Origin of the sequence: Pseudomonas sp. SMV71 (genome assembly GCF_052042015.1) — a bacterium.
In the GTDB taxonomy this organism is placed as follows: Bacteria; Pseudomonadota; Gammaproteobacteria; order Pseudomonadales; family Pseudomonadaceae; genus Aquipseudomonas.
In genome coordinates this window covers 152071-165815 of record NZ_JBKGGU010000014.1, presented here as the reverse complement: position 1 = coordinate 165815, position 13745 = coordinate 152071, and the positions used below count along the sequence as shown (strand labels likewise).

14 protein-coding genes are annotated in these 13745 nt (G+C 63.0%); 4 read left to right on the top strand and 10 right to left on the bottom strand.

Going from position 1 to position 13745, the window contains the following annotated elements; translation table 11 throughout:
* Positions 1-2: 2 nt before the first annotated feature.
* Entirely contained in the window at positions 3-857 is an 855-nt protein-coding gene (locus ACLEJQ_RS16475; protein ID WP_440796627.1) for a MaoC/PaaZ C-terminal domain-containing protein, read from the top strand.
* Between the two features lie 714 nt (positions 858-1571).
* Here the strand turns inward: ACLEJQ_RS16475 and ACLEJQ_RS16470 are convergent.
* The 4 genes from ACLEJQ_RS16470 to ACLEJQ_RS16455 are packed head-to-tail and all read right to left on the bottom strand — an operon-like array spanning position 1572 to position 3844.
* Positions 1572-2129: a DUF4136 domain-containing protein gene (locus ACLEJQ_RS16470; protein ID WP_440796600.1), complete on the bottom strand. Its 558-nt coding sequence runs from the start codon at positions 2127-2129 to the stop codon at positions 1572-1574.
* A 21-nt stretch (positions 2130-2150) separates the two neighbouring features.
* Complete coding sequence (locus ACLEJQ_RS16465; protein ID WP_440796599.1) at positions 2151-2768, bottom strand: DUF4136 domain-containing protein; 618 nt, start codon at positions 2766-2768, stop codon at positions 2151-2153.
* A 24-nt stretch (positions 2769-2792) separates the two neighbouring features.
* Positions 2793-3542 carry a methyltransferase domain-containing protein gene (locus ACLEJQ_RS16460; RefSeq protein ID WP_440796598.1) on the bottom strand — a complete coding sequence of 250 codons (750 nt, stop codon included), beginning with the start codon at positions 3540-3542 and terminating at the stop codon, positions 2793-2795.
* Positions 3539-3844 (bottom strand): MazG-like family protein, encoded by a 306-nt coding sequence (locus ACLEJQ_RS16455; protein WP_024780720.1) that lies wholly within the window; start codon positions 3842-3844, stop codon positions 3539-3541. Before ACLEJQ_RS16455 ends, ACLEJQ_RS16460 begins: the two co-directional genes overlap by 4 nt.
* Positions 3845-4008: 164 nt before the next feature.
* On the opposite strand from ACLEJQ_RS16455, the gene ACLEJQ_RS16450 reads away from it, so the two are divergent.
* The 3 genes from ACLEJQ_RS16450 (at position 4009) to ACLEJQ_RS16440 (ending at position 6740) form a co-directional block, all read left to right on the top strand.
* Positions 4009-4302: a hypothetical protein gene (locus ACLEJQ_RS16450; RefSeq protein WP_440796597.1), complete on the top strand. Its 294-nt coding sequence runs from the start codon at positions 4009-4011 to the stop codon at positions 4300-4302.
* Positions 4303-4806: 504 nt separating this feature from the next.
* Positions 4807-5166, top strand: a complete 360-nt coding sequence (locus ACLEJQ_RS16445; protein ID WP_440796596.1) for a DUF6124 family protein — start codon at positions 4807-4809, stop codon at positions 5164-5166.
* A 224-nt stretch (positions 5167-5390) separates the two neighbouring features.
* Positions 5391-6740: an MATE family efflux transporter gene (locus tag ACLEJQ_RS16440; RefSeq protein WP_440796595.1), complete on the top strand. Its 1350-nt coding sequence runs from the start codon at positions 5391-5393 to the stop codon at positions 6738-6740.
* 4 nt (positions 6741-6744) lie between these two features.
* Here the strand turns inward: ACLEJQ_RS16440 and ACLEJQ_RS16435 are convergent, their stop codons facing one another.
* The 6 genes from ACLEJQ_RS16435 to ACLEJQ_RS16410 form a co-directional block, all read right to left on the bottom strand.
* Positions 6745-7536, bottom strand: coding sequence for a DUF4123 domain-containing protein (locus ACLEJQ_RS16435; RefSeq protein ID WP_440796594.1), 792 nt, complete (start codon positions 7534-7536; stop codon positions 6745-6747).
* Positions 7533-8825 (bottom strand): type VI secretion system Vgr family protein, encoded by a 1293-nt coding sequence (locus tag ACLEJQ_RS16430; protein WP_440796593.1) that lies wholly within the window; start codon positions 8823-8825, stop codon positions 7533-7535. Before ACLEJQ_RS16430 ends, ACLEJQ_RS16435 begins: the two co-directional genes overlap by 4 nt.
* A 445-nt stretch (positions 8826-9270) precedes the next feature.
* Positions 9271-11184 (bottom strand): arginine decarboxylase, encoded by a 1914-nt coding sequence (gene speA, locus ACLEJQ_RS16425; protein WP_440796592.1) that lies wholly within the window; start codon positions 11182-11184, stop codon positions 9271-9273.
* A gap of 211 nt (positions 11185-11395) precedes the next feature.
* Positions 11396-11767 carry a translation initiation factor Sui1 gene (locus ACLEJQ_RS16420; protein ID WP_440796591.1) on the bottom strand — a complete coding sequence of 124 codons (372 nt, stop codon included), beginning with the start codon at positions 11765-11767 and terminating at the stop codon, positions 11396-11398.
* A 168-nt stretch (positions 11768-11935) separates the two neighbouring features.
* Entirely contained in the window at positions 11936-12493 is a 558-nt protein-coding gene (locus ACLEJQ_RS16415; protein ID WP_440796590.1) for an NUDIX hydrolase, read from the bottom strand.
* A 3-nt stretch (positions 12494-12496) separates the two neighbouring features.
* Positions 12497-13564, bottom strand: coding sequence for a DUF2333 family protein (locus tag ACLEJQ_RS16410; protein ID WP_440796589.1), 1068 nt, complete (start codon positions 13562-13564; stop codon positions 12497-12499).
* Positions 13565-13745 lie beyond the last annotated feature (181 nt).

The window sequence follows — 13745 nt, the reverse complement described above, 5'->3', positions numbered from 1 at the left end:
CGATGACGATCCAATGGCAAGAGGTCAGCGCCGCGCCTTCCATGTCGGCGCTGTACTCCAAGGCGGCGACTCGGCGCAAGGTCACTGGAAAGGTATTACCGGAGCAGGGATTGCGCCAGGTGCTTCAGGTCGATCAGCAGCGCCTGGCGGCCTATCGCAAGGTTTGTGGTTTCAGCGATAACGGATTGCTGCCGCCGACCTATCCCCACGTCATGGCGTTTGCCTTGCAGATGCAGTTGCTCACCGCTCGGGAATTTCCGTTTCCGCTGCTGGGGTTGATTCACTTGAGTAACCGCATCCGGGTGTTGCGGCCCATGGGCGGTGTCAGTCAGGTCCGGGGCAGTGTTCATGTGGAGAACCTGCAAGCCCACCCCAAAGGGGCGGTGTTCGAGCTGGTGACACGGATTGATGACCAACTGGGATTGCTGTGGGAAGCCAGCAGCCAGATGCTCTGCAAGGGCGTTAAGCTTGACGGTGCGCTGCTGGAAGATGCGCCTGCGGCCAGCCCGGTGTTGGTCGAAGTGGCGCGCTGGGCGGCACCGGCCGACATTGGCCGGCAATATGCCAAGGTGTCGGGGGACTACAACCCGATCCACTTGAGCGGCCTCAGCGCCCGACTGTTCGGCTTCCCCACCGCCATCGCCCATGGCTTGTGGAACAAGGCCAGGACCGTCGCGGCCCTGGACAGCCACCTGCCCGAGGCCAATGTGGAAATCGGGGTTACCTTCAAGAAACCGGTGCGTTTGCCCAGCGAGGTGACATTGCAGGCCAGCGCGGCGGGGTCCAGTGGGGACTTGCGCCTGATCGGGGCTGGGGAGCTTGAACATATGGTGGGGGGCTGGCGGCCGGCGGGGTGAGCTGGGATCGGGGGGTCAGCTTGGAGCTATGTAGAATGTGCCGCCCTCATCGCGAGCAGGCTCGCTCCCACAGTCGATCTCGGGTGTCCATTGATTCAGCGCTCACCACCATTCCTCTGTGGGAGCGAGCCTGCTCGCGATAGCGGTGGGTCAGCTTGCCTCTGTGCTGAATGCTCCGCCGTCTTCGCGGGCAAGCCCGCTCCCACAATAATTCTCGGGTGTTCACGGATTCAGCGCTCACCACCATTCCCCTGTGGGAGCGAGCCTGCTCGCGATAGCGGTGGGTCAGCTTGCCTCTGTGCTGAATGCACCGCCGTCTTCGCGGGCAAGCCCGCTCCCACATTAGATCTCGGGTGTCCATTGATTCAGCGCTCACCACCATTCCTCTGTGGGAGCGAGCCTGCTCGCGATAGCGGTGGGTCAGCTTGCCTCTGTGCTGAATGCGCCGCCGTCTTCGCGGGCAAGCCCGCTCCCACAGTCGATCTCGGGTGTTCATGGATTCAGCGCTCACCAACATTCCCCTGTGGGAGCGAGCCTGCTCGCGATAGCGGTGGGTCAGCTTGCCTCTGTGCTGAATGCGCCGCCGTCTTCGCGGGCAAGCCCGCTCCCACATTAGATCTCGGGTGTTCACGGATTCAGCGCTCACCACCATTCCCCTGTGGGAGCGAGCTTGCTCGCGATGGCGGCGCGTCGGCTTGCATCAATGTTGGAGAGTCACCGCGGTGGATAATTGGCCAGGATCCGCCCCACAGTCTCGCGCACGGCGTTGCTGCGGTCGTTGGGGTTGGGGGAGTTGCTGAGCAGTTGTTCATCGCTGCCGCGCCACACCAGTTTGCCGTCCTTGCCGTCGAGCAGGTCGATCTGCACGGTGGCGACTTTGTAGCTGATGTTGCGGGTCTCGTTGTACATCGGCCCGCCCCAATAGCCATTCCAGGGTCCACCCCAACCGCCGCCATAGTTGGTGGTCACTTGCTGTTGGCGGTCCTCGACGATCAGATAGGCCTGGACCTGCACATCCCCTCGCCCGCCAGACGGCGCCGGACGCAGGCCGCGTTGGTCGAGCTGGTCGGCCACGGCCTGGCGGATCCGCTGTTCGGTCAGGTCGCTCTTGATCCGTGGATCATCGGGGCGGTATTGCAGCGCCGGCTCTTTCCAGCTCCAGCTGCGATACGCCGCAAAATCACGAGTGGTGTCGAAGTCATGGTTGACCTGGTTGGAAGCGCAGGCTCCCAACAGCAGTGTGAAAGCCAGTACAGCAAGCCGGCGAAACATGATTTTTCTCCGTTGCGTTGATCAACTGGGTGGATAAGCCGCCATGGCTTTTTCCACCGCCTCACGAATGGCATCGGTACGCTCGCTCTGGTTGCCGCGCTGGCTGGTCTCGGCGCTGGCGCTCCACACCGGTTGGCCGTTGCGAGCGTCGAACAGATCGACCCGGACCACCACGACCTGCTCCTGATACGTGCGCACCATCGGCACCGTGTGGTACATGCCATAACCCGGGCCGTAGCGGTCATAACGGTTATAGCCGCCGTAATAGCCGGCATCATAATCATCCCGGACCTGACGCACGCGGGTCTCCAGGCGCAGGTCGGCGCTGACGAACAGGTCGGCCGATCGGTTGTCGTGCAACGGCCGCAGACCACGCTGGTCCAGGGCCTCGCTCACCGCTTCGGCCACCTGGGCCGAGTCCGCCCAGGCGGTGCCTGGCGGCAGGCGTCCATTGAGCCAGGCCCAACTGCGATAGCGCCCGTAGTCCCGAGGCGGCGCGGGATAGGCGCTGCGGTCGAACACCGTGGCCGCCTCGGGCGGCGCCGGTGGCAGTGGATTGGACGTGGCGACATAAGGGTTGCTGCCCTGACAGGCTGCAAGCCCCAGGCACAGTAGCAACAACCCTGAACGACTGCTCATTCCGCTCTCCCGATTACGCCCTGATCAACGGGGCCGACAGATCCAGTGCAGGTAACGCCCCAGCCCGGCAAACGCTGGATGGCGACGATGGGCCAGCTCCATTTCCAGCAACTGGGCCAGCTCCACGCGGCCCTGGAACTCCACCGGCATGTAGTCATGAAAAACCCGCACGCCACTCTGGCGTTCGACCTGCCACAGGCTTTCAAGTTGCGCCGCCAATTCCCTCGGATCAAGCGGTTGCTGCGGCGTCAGGCTCTGTTTTTCACCGGCCATGTCGTTTTTGCGCAACTTGCGGAAATGCCCCTTGAGCAGATTGCGATACACCAACGCGTCACGATTGTAGAACGCCAGCGACAGCCAGCCGCCAGGCGCCGTGAGCTGATGCAGCACTGGCAGGATCGCGTGGGGCTCGGCCAGCCATTCCAGCACCGCGTGACACAGCACCAGGTCGTATGGCTCGGTCAATTGACCCAGCAGATCCTGCCACGGCGCCTGGATGAACGTGGCGTTCTGGCCGGCTTCGGCAAACCGCTGGCGAGCGCCTTCGAGCATCGGCTCGGCGGGCTCGGCCAGGGTCACCTGATGGCCTCGCTCGGCCAGCCACAACGCCATGTGGCCCAGGCCGGCGCCGATGTCGAGCACGCGCAACGGTCGGTCCGGCAAGGCTTCCAGCAGATCGGCCTGAAGCACCGCCAGACGGATCGCGCCTTTGGCCCCTCCGTAGATTTTCTCGGCAAAACGCGTGGCGAGCTGATCGAAATGACGGTCACTCATTGGCCGAACCGCCGTTCACTGTCGGCCAGCTTGCTGCGTACCACCGCGTCCATGTCCAGCCCCAACTCACTGCATAACAGCAACAGGTACAGCACGATGTCGCCGACCTCTTGCCCGGCGTGGGCCAGCTTGTCGGCGGGCAGTTGGCGCGACTGGTCCTCGGTCAGCCACTGGAAGATCTCCACCAGCTCGGCCATCTCGACGCTGGCGGCCATGGCGAGGTTTTTCGGGCTATGAAATGGCCGCCAATCGTTACGGTCACGAATGGCATGCAGGCGTTCGGTCAGTTCAACAAGGTTCATCGGGTTCTCCTGAATGCCCATAGCTTCGGGGGGATGACGGGGGAAGGCAAGCGCCTCGGTACGAAGCGGCAATTTGCCCCATAATCGAACGATTGCGACCGCTACAGCTCCTACAATCAGGAGCCAGAAGCTCAACCAAAACCCCCTCTGATCAGGATGCACACATGCAGGTAGAAAGCTTTTTCGAATGGCTCGGCCAGGCGCTCGGTTCGGTGATCCGGTTCATCGTCGACCTGCTCAGCGGCCTCTTCAACACCCTGGCCAATGCCGGCGGCAATTTCGTCGACGGCCTGTCCCGCGCCCTGGGCATGGACACCTCGATCATCAGCATCATCGCCCTGATCCTCGGGCTGATGCTGCTCTACTCGGCGATCCGCGCGTTCATGCGAGCCTCGATCATCCTGGGCATCATCTGGTTGGTGCTGGGGCTTTGGTTGTTGAGTTGGATTATTCACTAAGCTCACCACCATCCTCCTGTGGCGAGGGAGCTTGCTCCCGCTGGGCTGCATGGCAGCCCCCAAATGAGCTGACGCAATCCTCCAGGCAGACCGCACCAGCTTACGACGGCTGCGCCGCCGAGCGGGAGCAAGCTCCCTCGCCACAAGAGCCTGATGTTTATTCCTTTCGTTTCGGTGCAGGCTCCGGCTACACCGCCTTGCGCCATCGCCTACAACTACGCCAGAATCCGCCGACTTGTGTGCCTTGGGGTTGGGTTTTATCGTTTCCCGGTCGCTGACAAATCAGTGATCGGGTTTAGCGATCCGGCTCCATACAGACGCAACAATGCCCAGTCTCGATTGCAGTCTTCTCAAGCCTGCAACTCTCGTCATGGTGGCTGTGCGTGGGAGACCTTCTGGTCTACCCGGGGTTTCTGTGACCCGGATCGCTAACCTGCGTACAGCCGCCACCTTTACTTGTTTAGCGATAGGTCGTGGTGGCTCAACCAATCACGGAGATTCATCATGTTCAAAGCAACCCCCAACCCACCGTCCAATGACCAGCCGTCCCCCGGCGAGCCCCTCACATCAGAAGCCTTCGAAAAAGCCACCCAACGCGCCCTCGACCATTATCTGAAACCCAAGCCGACCGAAGCCAAAACCGCTCCCGGCCAGTTGTTCATCGTGGCCGACGGCATCGACGTCGAATGCCTGCTCGCCAACCTCAGCGAAACCCTGGCTTCGGCCAATGCGCTGGTCAACGACCTGGCCTTCGAACTGGACGGCTCCAGACGGCACATCGCCCTGGGCATCCAGCAATTGATCGAACTGGGCTGCTTGCTGGCAAACCGAGCGCTGGATAGCAACGAAGCTCGCCAGCCGTAACACCCCCTGTGTGGCGAGGGAGCTTGCTCCCGCTCGGCGGCGCAGCCGTCGTAAAACCGGCTTACGCGGTCTGCCTGGGGGATTGCGTCAGCCTGTTTTGGGGCTGCTGCGCAGCCCAGCGGGAGCAAGCTCCCTCGCCACAGGTTTTGAGTGTCTCGTAAGTCACGTATTGGAAACGATAACCCCGGGAACCGGCTACAATCGCGCTCCACCCAGGAGCCTTCATGTCCAAGCTGATCGCCGACTGGCGCGACCGCCTGACCCATCGCCGGGTCTGGGCGTTGGCTGCGCCGATGATTCTTTCGAACATTTCCGTGCCGCTGGTGGCGTTGGTGGACAGTACCGTCATCGGCCATCTGCCCCATGCCCATCAGTTGGGCGCGGTGGCAGTTGGCGCGAGCCTGTATACGGTGCTGGCGTGGGCCATGGGGTTCTTGCGCATGGGCTCCACCGGGTTCGCCGCCCAGGCCGCCGGGCGCGGTGACGGCGCGGCGCTGCGGCAGGTGCTGGCGCAAGGTCTGCTGCTGGCGATGGGGTTGGCGGTGGTGCTCGGTGTCGTCGGTGTGCCGTTGAGTGGCGTGGCGTTGCACTTCATGCAGCCTTCGGCCGAACTCGAGCAATTGACCCGGGATTTTTTCCATACCCGACTGTTCGGCCTGCCAGCGGCGCTGGCCAGTTATGCGCTGGTGGGCTGGTTTCTCGGTGCGCAGAATGCCCGGGCGCCGCTGGCGATCCTGCTGGTGACCAACCTGGTGAACATCGTCTTGAACGTGTGGTTCGTGATCGGCCTGGACTGGGGCGTGATCGGCTCGGCCCGGGCCTCGGTGGTGGCCGAATGGACCGGCGCGCTGGTAGGCCTGGCACTGGCCCACAAAACCCTGCGCGCCTGGCCGGGGCCGATTGCCTGGGCGGCGCTCGGCTTATGGCAGAACTGGCGCCCGCTGCTGGCGGTGAACCGGGACATTTTCATTCGCAGCCTGGCGCTGCAAGCGGTGTTTTTCCTGATCACGGTGCAAGGCGCGCGCCTGGGTGATGCGACGGTGGCGGCCAATGCGTTGCTGCTCAACGGGCTGCTGTTGACCGCCCATGCCCTGGACGGCCTGGCCCATGCGGTCGAAGCGCTGTGCGGCCACGCCATTGGCGCCCGCGACCGGCTGGCCCTGCGCCGCGCGCTGGTGGTGTCCAGCGGCTGGTCATTGATTGCCAGCATCGGCTTTGCGCTGCTGTTCCTGCTCGCCGGCCATTTGTTCATCGACCTGCAGACCAGCATCGCCGAGGTGCGCGACACCGCTTACCGCTACCTGCCTTACCTGGCGGCCCTGCCGCTGATTGCGGTGTCGAGCTACCTGCTCGACGGGCTGTTCATTGGCGCGACCCGCGCCCGGGAAATGCGCAACGGCATGCTGTTGACCCTGCTGCTGACGTTGCCCATCGCCTGGGCATTGCAAGGGTTGGGCAACCACGGGCTGTGGATCACCTTCCTGTTGTTCATGGCCCTGCGCAGCCTGACCCTCGGCACGATCGCCTGGCAGTTGCAGCGACACGACCGCTGGCTTGCATACAGCGGGCAATAACCGCTCAACCCTGTCCGCCCTGCCAATGTCGGCGCAGTTGATCCAGACGCTCGCGTTGCGAACCGTGCACCGGTCCCGGCTGCGCATCGGGGTATTGCAGGCGTAGCCACAGCCAGTCGTCGAGCACCGGCCGCTCGGTGAACCCCAACGCCAAGCCCTGCTGCAAGTCGTCCCAAAGCCGACGATAATCCTGCCCGGTGGAACGGGACCACTGCCAGGCATGCCGCTCCAGCAGGCACAACTGCAGCTGGCTCTGCTGGTGGTCGCTGAGGCTGTGTTCATTTTCCAATGCCGCCACCGGTAATCCCGGATTGGACAACTGCTGCCAACCCTGGCTGCCGATCGCCCGGTCGGCCCAGGTGCCGCCAAACCAGCGCAGCAGGCGGATCGGACCCAGCCAGCAGCTGAGCGATTGCGGGTCGCAACCGTCGAAGAAATAGCTGGCGGTGTGCGGGTTGTAGTAGTTCAGCAGCGCTTTGTGATGCAGACCCAGCGTCACCGTCAGCATGCGCCGCAGATGCACCAGCAGTTGTCTGGCTGGCGCCGGGCTGATCAACAGCAGCCCAGGCCAGGACCGTGGATCCAGATGGCAGAGACTGAGCAGCGCCGGCGACTGGCGCAGATCCACCAACAGCGGGCCATGCTCCCTGACCCCATGCAACTCGGTGCCTTCGAACAAGGCAAAGCGCCGGGCCTCGGCGAACTGCTCTTGCAGCAGCCGTGCGGCCGTGGGTGCGCCCGGTACGTCGAGCAGCAACCATTGAGGCGTCGCCCCCGACATGGCCGCAGCGCTCACGGAGCCACTCGCGTGAGCATCCGACAGGTACACAATGGCTGGGCGCAAGGACTGAAACAGCCACCACCAGGCAACAGGCACAGCAACACCAGCGGCTCGGCACTGCGAATGGCGGACAACAGCTTCGGATCGACCGCCGATGGCAGAGGATCGGGAGACGTCGCGCCAGCGCTGGACTCATCCGGCCGGCCTGAATCGAGGAAGGCGCTGACCAGCGGCCGATCCGGGTCACCTTCGATAAAACTCACCAACACCTCGGTGCCGTCGAGCAGCCTCCCCAGCCCGTCGGCGGCCAGCTCCGGCGCCAGCGGCAGCCAGCAATGGCTGGGACTGGCGCCCTCGCCCTGATAGGCCCAATCGAACTGCACCGCTACCCGTCCCGCCTCCTGCAGCGCCGGCTCGTCCACTTCAACCACCCAGCCGCGCTGCCGGCTCATCATCCGCGGCTTTGCAGGGACCCGCTCGACCACAAACGGAACACCCCATTCAATGGCCTGGAAATGATTGCCATACAGGCCCGCCTGGGCGCGATGCTCGACCTTGGTCAGCAACCAGCGCCGGTTCCAGCCTGCAAAGGAATACCCCTCGAGCGTCAACACCTGGGCGCAATGCAGGGCCGGCAAGTCACTGCGGCCCTGGGCGGCCAGCGCCGATGCCGTATCGGTCTGCACACTGAATGTCCGCACTGCGGGGGCATCCGCATCGCCACCGTAAATCACCTCGCCGGTAGGTGGAAAGCTTGCGCGATGATCAGCGAAAACCAGGGAATGTCCCTGCCGGGTATGTTCGAAATGAAAGTGGATACCCGCCTCGGCGCAGACGCGTTGGAGAAACTGCAGGTCCGACTCCCGGTATTGGGTGCAGATGTCTCGTAACGGATAGTCACCCGTCAAGTCCAGGCACAGGCTGCGTCCGCTGATGCCGTGGGCCTTGAGCACCTGGCGGATGATCTGCGGCACTGAACGGGCGCTGAAAACCCGCTGGCTGAAGCGCTGCGCCAGGCAGGCCAGTTTCGGCCCGATGCGCACCTGGCAGGCGCCTCCTTGGCGAGGTTGGACCAACTGGTGCAATTGGCCGTGGATGCCCTGGCCCCCGCGCCCGAAACTCAACCAGACGCTGCGGTACATCAGGCTTTGCAGATCCAGTGCCGGATCGCCAAGCAACACCTGCGCCTCGAAGACGAAGGGTTCGCTGATGGCTTCGTTGCCAGTAAAGGCCAGGACGACGAAGGGTTCAGGCAGACCGGCAATCTCCAGTCGGAATGATGACTCGCTGGCTGGGTCGGACATCGGCGTTTCTCTACAGGAGGGGCGGCCGGGGATTCTCGCCGAGAGCCAGGGCGGAGTAGAGAGCCGAAGTACAAGTTCGGAAAGGGACTACACGAAATAAGGACAGCACTGCTTAAAAACACCGAGTTACGGAATTAGCAGCAGCACAAATGAGAATGCCCTCCGGGACTATCGGAAAAATCCCGCAACATGCGGGATCGTTTCTGACAGATCGGAGGGCATTGCTGATCCGTTGAAGATGGCGCTGGACTCATCCTGTGGCGAGGGAGCTTGCTCCCGCTGGGCTGCGCAGCAGCCCCAAAACAGGCTGACGCAATCTCTCAGGCAGACCGCACCAGCCGGTTTTACGACGGCTGCGCCGCCGAGCGGGAGCAAGCTCCCTCGCCACAAGGAATCCCGCCACCCTCAAGTGGACAACCCCCTGGCATAGAGGGTTGCAGCATCCTCAGGACGACAGATAAGAAGAACGCGTCAACCCCAGGCGCAAGGCATCCAGGAACTGGGTGCGTTCGGCGGCGCTGATGCGGGCGCTGGCGCACTTGTCGCGGTAATGAGTCATCAGCTCCTCCGGCGACAGGTGCACGTAGCGCAGCATGTCTTCGATGGTGTCGTGGGTCTCGATACCGGCGTGGTACACGCTGCCGTCGGCGTTCTGGTAGATGTTCACCGAGTCGGTGTCACCGAACAGGTTGTGCATGTCGCCGAGGATTTCCTGGTAGGCGCCCACCAGGAAGATGCCCAGCAGGTAGTCTTCGCCAAGGTTGAGGGCATGCACCGGCAGGCTGGTCTCGATGCTCTGCTCGTCGACGTACTGCTTGATCTTGCCGTCGGAGTCGCAGGTCAGGTCTTGCAGTACGGCACGGCGCAGCGGCTCTTCGTCAAGGCGATGCAGCGGCAGGATCGGCAGCACCTGGCCGATGGCCCAGGTGTCCGGCAGGCTCTGGAACACCGAGAAGTTGCAGATGTACTTGTCGGCGAGCTTGTCGTTGAGTTCGTCCAGCACCTGGCGGTGAGAGCGTTGGCGGGCCTTGAGCGAGTTGTGCAGGCGGCGGCACACGGCGAAGTAGCACTGCTCGGCCAGGGCTTTTTCCGCCAGGGTCAGCTTGCCGTCGGCGTACTGGGCGGCTACGTCGCTCATGTAGTGAGTGGCGCGCCAGTAGGTCTCGGTGACCATCTCGATGTCGGTCGGGCCCAGCAGGTCAACCAGCCACTGCACGGTCTCCGGCAGTTGCTCCTTGTTCTCGATCACCGGCACGTCATCGTTGTGTTTCTCGACGTCGGTCACCTGTACCACCAGCATCGCGTGGTGAGCCGTCAGCGACCGACCGCTTTCCGAGAAGATGTGCGGATGCGGCAAGCCCTGGGCGTCGCAGAATTCCTTGAGCATGCCGACCACGACGCCGGCGTAGTCGTCCATGTCGTAGTTGATCGAGCTGGCATTGCGCGAGTGAGTACCGTCGTAGTCCACCCCCAGGCCGCCGCCGACATCGATGTGATCCACCGGCAGGCCGAGGTTGCGCAGCTCGCCGTAGTAACGGATCGCTTCCTTGAAACCGTGCTGGTAGTCGGCCAGGTTGGCGATCTGCGAGCCCATGTGGAAGTGCAACAGGCGGATGCCCTGGTCCAGGCCAGCGGCGCGGAAACGCTCGACCACAGACAGCAATTGCGCGGCCGACAAGCCGAACTTGGACTTCTCGCCACCGGTGTCGGCCCACTTGCTCGACGCCAGGGACGACAGGCGCACCCGCAGGCCCACCTGTGGCTTGACCTTGAGGGAGGTGGCTTCTTCGATTACCAGGCCGACTTCGGACTCTTTTTCGATGACGATGAAAACGTTGTGACCCAGCTTCTGGCCCATCAGCGCCAGCCGGATGAACTCACGGTCCTTGTAGCCGTTGCAGACGATGGTCCCGCCCTTCGGTGCCAGGGCCAGCACCGCCAGCAGTTCCGGCTTGGAACCGGCTTCCAGACCGATGGAAACGTTCTGGGTGGCGATAATGTTCTCGATCACCGCCTCCTGCTGGTTGACCTTGATCGGGTAGAGCGCGGTGTATTTGCTCTGGTATTCCAGGCGCGCGATATTGCTGTCGAACGCGCCGGTGAGCTGGCGCACGCGGTCTTGCAAAATGTCCGGGAAGCGCACCAGCAAAGGCAGCGACAGGCCACTCTGGCGCAACTGGTCGACCTGCTCGAACAGGTCGATGGGCGAGCTGCCGGGACCGTTCGGACGGACTTCGACGCGACCGGCTTCATTGATCGCGAAATAACCGGCCCCCCAATGGCGAATCCCGTAAACACTGCGGCTGTCCGCAACTGTCCATTGGCTGCCATCGTCTTTGCGTGTGCGTCGTACGGACATCGAAGTCCCCTATAAAGAAGTCAAAATGCACCATCCGGTCGGAGGCTGGGGCAGTCTAGAGAGTGAAAATGACGAATTGTCTGTCAGCAGGGTAGACCCTGCTGTCAGCGATGAGTTTAGAAACCCGTTCATAACAGGCTCTGTGAAAACCATGCGGGCGATCCCGTACGCAGGGTCCGGATCCAGCCGAGGGTGGTTTTCACAGAGGCTGCTAGCCGCCGGATTTCTTGGCCTTGAAACCGTGCTTGACCAACTCCGCGAGCAACAGCTCGACGTGGTCACCCTGGATCTCGATGACGCCGTCCTTCAACGCGCCACCGGTGCCACAGCGTTTCTTCAACGTCGTTGCCAGTTCCTTGAGCGCGTCTTCGGCCAGTGGCACGCCGGTGATCGTGGTCACCGTCTTGCCGCCACGGCCTTTGCTTTCACGGCGCACGCGGGCGATGCCATCACCTTGGGGGATGACGGTCTGTTTGCAGATGCAGGCATCCACCGGTTGACGGCAATCAGGGCAATGACGACCGGCGTCGGTAGAAAATACCAGGCCGCCCAGGGCGGCGAAGGATGCGGCTTTTTTGGCCACCGGCAATCCTCTCGGGAGGACAAAGACTGGTCGAAGGGCAACCTGCCCCGACCGCGAAGCCCCACTCAGGCAGGGGCAGCGCTACTGGACCACAGACGCGGTACAGCTTGAAAAGTCGCGCAGTGTAACGGCAAAAAGCCGACTTGCTAAGGGCCTATCGGCGCCAATTTATAGCTTCTTTGCGACGCGTTCCCCATGGACCCGCAAATAGCGCTCGAGCGCCGCCAGGGAGTCCGGGCAGTAAGGCTTGCGCTGAATTTCGTCGAGCACTTGTTCGATGGGCAAAAAACGCGCTTCGAGCACTTCTTCAGGTTGCAGGACCAGCGGACCGTCCCACACCGCCGAGAAGGCCGAGCACCACAGGCGGCTGCCGGGATCCTCGAAGTAGAAATGGTCGTGGGCCGTCAGCTCGACGTCGCTCACGCCCAGCTCTTCCGCCAGTTCACGGGCAGCCGACTCGGCGTAGGTCTCGTTCGCCTGGACCATGCCCCCCGCCGCAACATCCCAGAAACCCGGGTAGATCGCCTTGCTCAGGGTGCGCCGGTGCACGCACAGTTCACCGGCGGAGTTGAACAGCATGATGTAGGTGCCGCGGCCGATCAGCCCGCGCTCACGCAGTTCCGAACGCACCAGGCTGCCGAGCAGGTTGTCGTGCTCATCGACCCAAGCGATCAGCTCGGCATCCGAGGCCGCTCGGTGAGCGACCTCCCGGCTGCTGTCATTCATGGATCAGCCCTGGTTGAGTAACTGCCGCAAGTCGATGACCGCCGCGTTGGCCCGGGAAATGTAGTTGGCCATGACCAGCGAGTGGTTCGCCAGGACACCGAAGCCGCTGCCGTTGAGGATCATCGGGCTCCAGACCGGTTCCTGGGAGGCTTCCAGCTCACGAATGATCTGCCGCACGCTGACCGTGGCGTTCTTTTTCGCCAGCACGTCGGCGAAATCCACTTCGATGGCGCGCAACAGGTGCGACAGCGCCCAGGCCTGGCCACGAGCTTCATAGAACACGTTATCGATCTGCAACCATGGGGTCTCGACCACCTCTTCATCCACCTGCGGCACCTGGCCCGGCGCCGGGATCTCGGTTTTCAGCGCGGTGTTGAGCTTGACCCGACCGACGCTGGCCGACAGGCGCTGGGACAGCGAACCCAGGCGCGTACCCACATCGCCCAGCCAGTTGTTCAGGTTGTCGGCCCGGGCGTAGAACAGCGCGCTTTTCTGACCAGGATCGGACAGGCGTGCCTGGTAGCGGCTCAGGGAATTGATGCCTTCCTGGTACTCCGACTCACTGGAAGGCAGCACCCAGCTGCGGTTATCGAAGTTGAAGCGCGGCTCGGCCTTGGCCAGGTCGGCATCTTCGGCGGACTGGGACTGGGAGCGGGCGAAATCCTTGCGCAAAGCGCGGCTCAAGTCGCGGACCTGCACCAGCACGCCGTATTCCCAGCTCGGCATGTTGTCCATCCACAGGCCCGGCGGGAAGCGGTCGTTGGAAATGTAGCCGCCCGGCTTGGTCAGCAGGGTCCCGGCCACGTTCTTGAGGGTTTCGACGGTGGTGTAGCCCACCACCATTTGCCGGCCATCCTTTTCAGCGGCGGCCTGGGCCGTCTGCTGCACCGGGAACAACGCGGGTTCCTGGCTCCAGTACCAGCCGATGGCGATGGTGACCAGCAGGTACAAGCCGATCAGCGTGGCCAGCGCCCGGCTGAAAAACAGCCCACCCAGGTAGCTGCGGGTGTCCGATTTCGGTTCGGCGGCACGTTCGGGCGCGCTGCCCGCGCGGTTTTTCCAGTCCAGCATGGTGATGTCCCTTCAATCACTTGAGTTCACGGTTCGACCACAACCCTACGTCATCGTGCCTGCCCTGGCGCGCGATAATGCGGCGCCCATCATGCCGGTCGCGACAGGAGAATCGGACAGCCACTATAAAGGAAGCGTTGCCATCGGCCTATGAGACTGGCGGGTCACAAACTGAATTTCA

Coding starts and splice junctions, on each gene's coding strand:
- ACLEJQ_RS16475 (WP_440796627.1), top strand. CDS start 3: ATGACGATCCAATGGCAAGAGGTCAGCGCCGCGCCTTCCATGTCGGCG.
- ACLEJQ_RS16470 (WP_440796600.1), bottom strand. CDS start 2,129: ATGTTTCGCCGGCTTGCTGTACTGGCTTTCACACTGCTGTTGGGAGCC.
- ACLEJQ_RS16465 (WP_440796599.1), bottom strand. CDS start 2,768: ATGAGCAGTCGTTCAGGGTTGTTGCTACTGTGCCTGGGGCTTGCAGCC.
- ACLEJQ_RS16460 (WP_440796598.1), bottom strand. CDS start 3,542: ATGAGTGACCGTCATTTCGATCAGCTCGCCACGCGTTTTGCCGAGAAA.
- ACLEJQ_RS16455 (WP_024780720.1), bottom strand. CDS start 3,844: ATGAACCTTGTTGAACTGACCGAACGCCTGCATGCCATTCGTGACCGT.
- ACLEJQ_RS16450 (WP_440796597.1), top strand. CDS start 4,009: ATGCAGGTAGAAAGCTTTTTCGAATGGCTCGGCCAGGCGCTCGGTTCG.
- ACLEJQ_RS16445 (WP_440796596.1), top strand. CDS start 4,807: ATGTTCAAAGCAACCCCCAACCCACCGTCCAATGACCAGCCGTCCCCC.
- ACLEJQ_RS16440 (WP_440796595.1), top strand. CDS start 5,391: ATGTCCAAGCTGATCGCCGACTGGCGCGACCGCCTGACCCATCGCCGG.
- ACLEJQ_RS16430 (WP_440796593.1), bottom strand. CDS start 8,825: ATGTCCGACCCAGCCAGCGAGTCATCATTCCGACTGGAGATTGCCGGT.
- speA (WP_440796592.1), bottom strand. CDS start 11,184: ATGTCCGTACGACGCACACGCAAAGACGATGGCAGCCAATGGACAGTT.
- ACLEJQ_RS16415 (WP_440796590.1), bottom strand. CDS start 12,493: ATGAATGACAGCAGCCGGGAGGTCGCTCACCGAGCGGCCTCGGATGCC.
- ACLEJQ_RS16410 (WP_440796589.1), bottom strand. CDS start 13,564: ATGCTGGACTGGAAAAACCGCGCGGGCAGCGCGCCCGAACGTGCCGCC.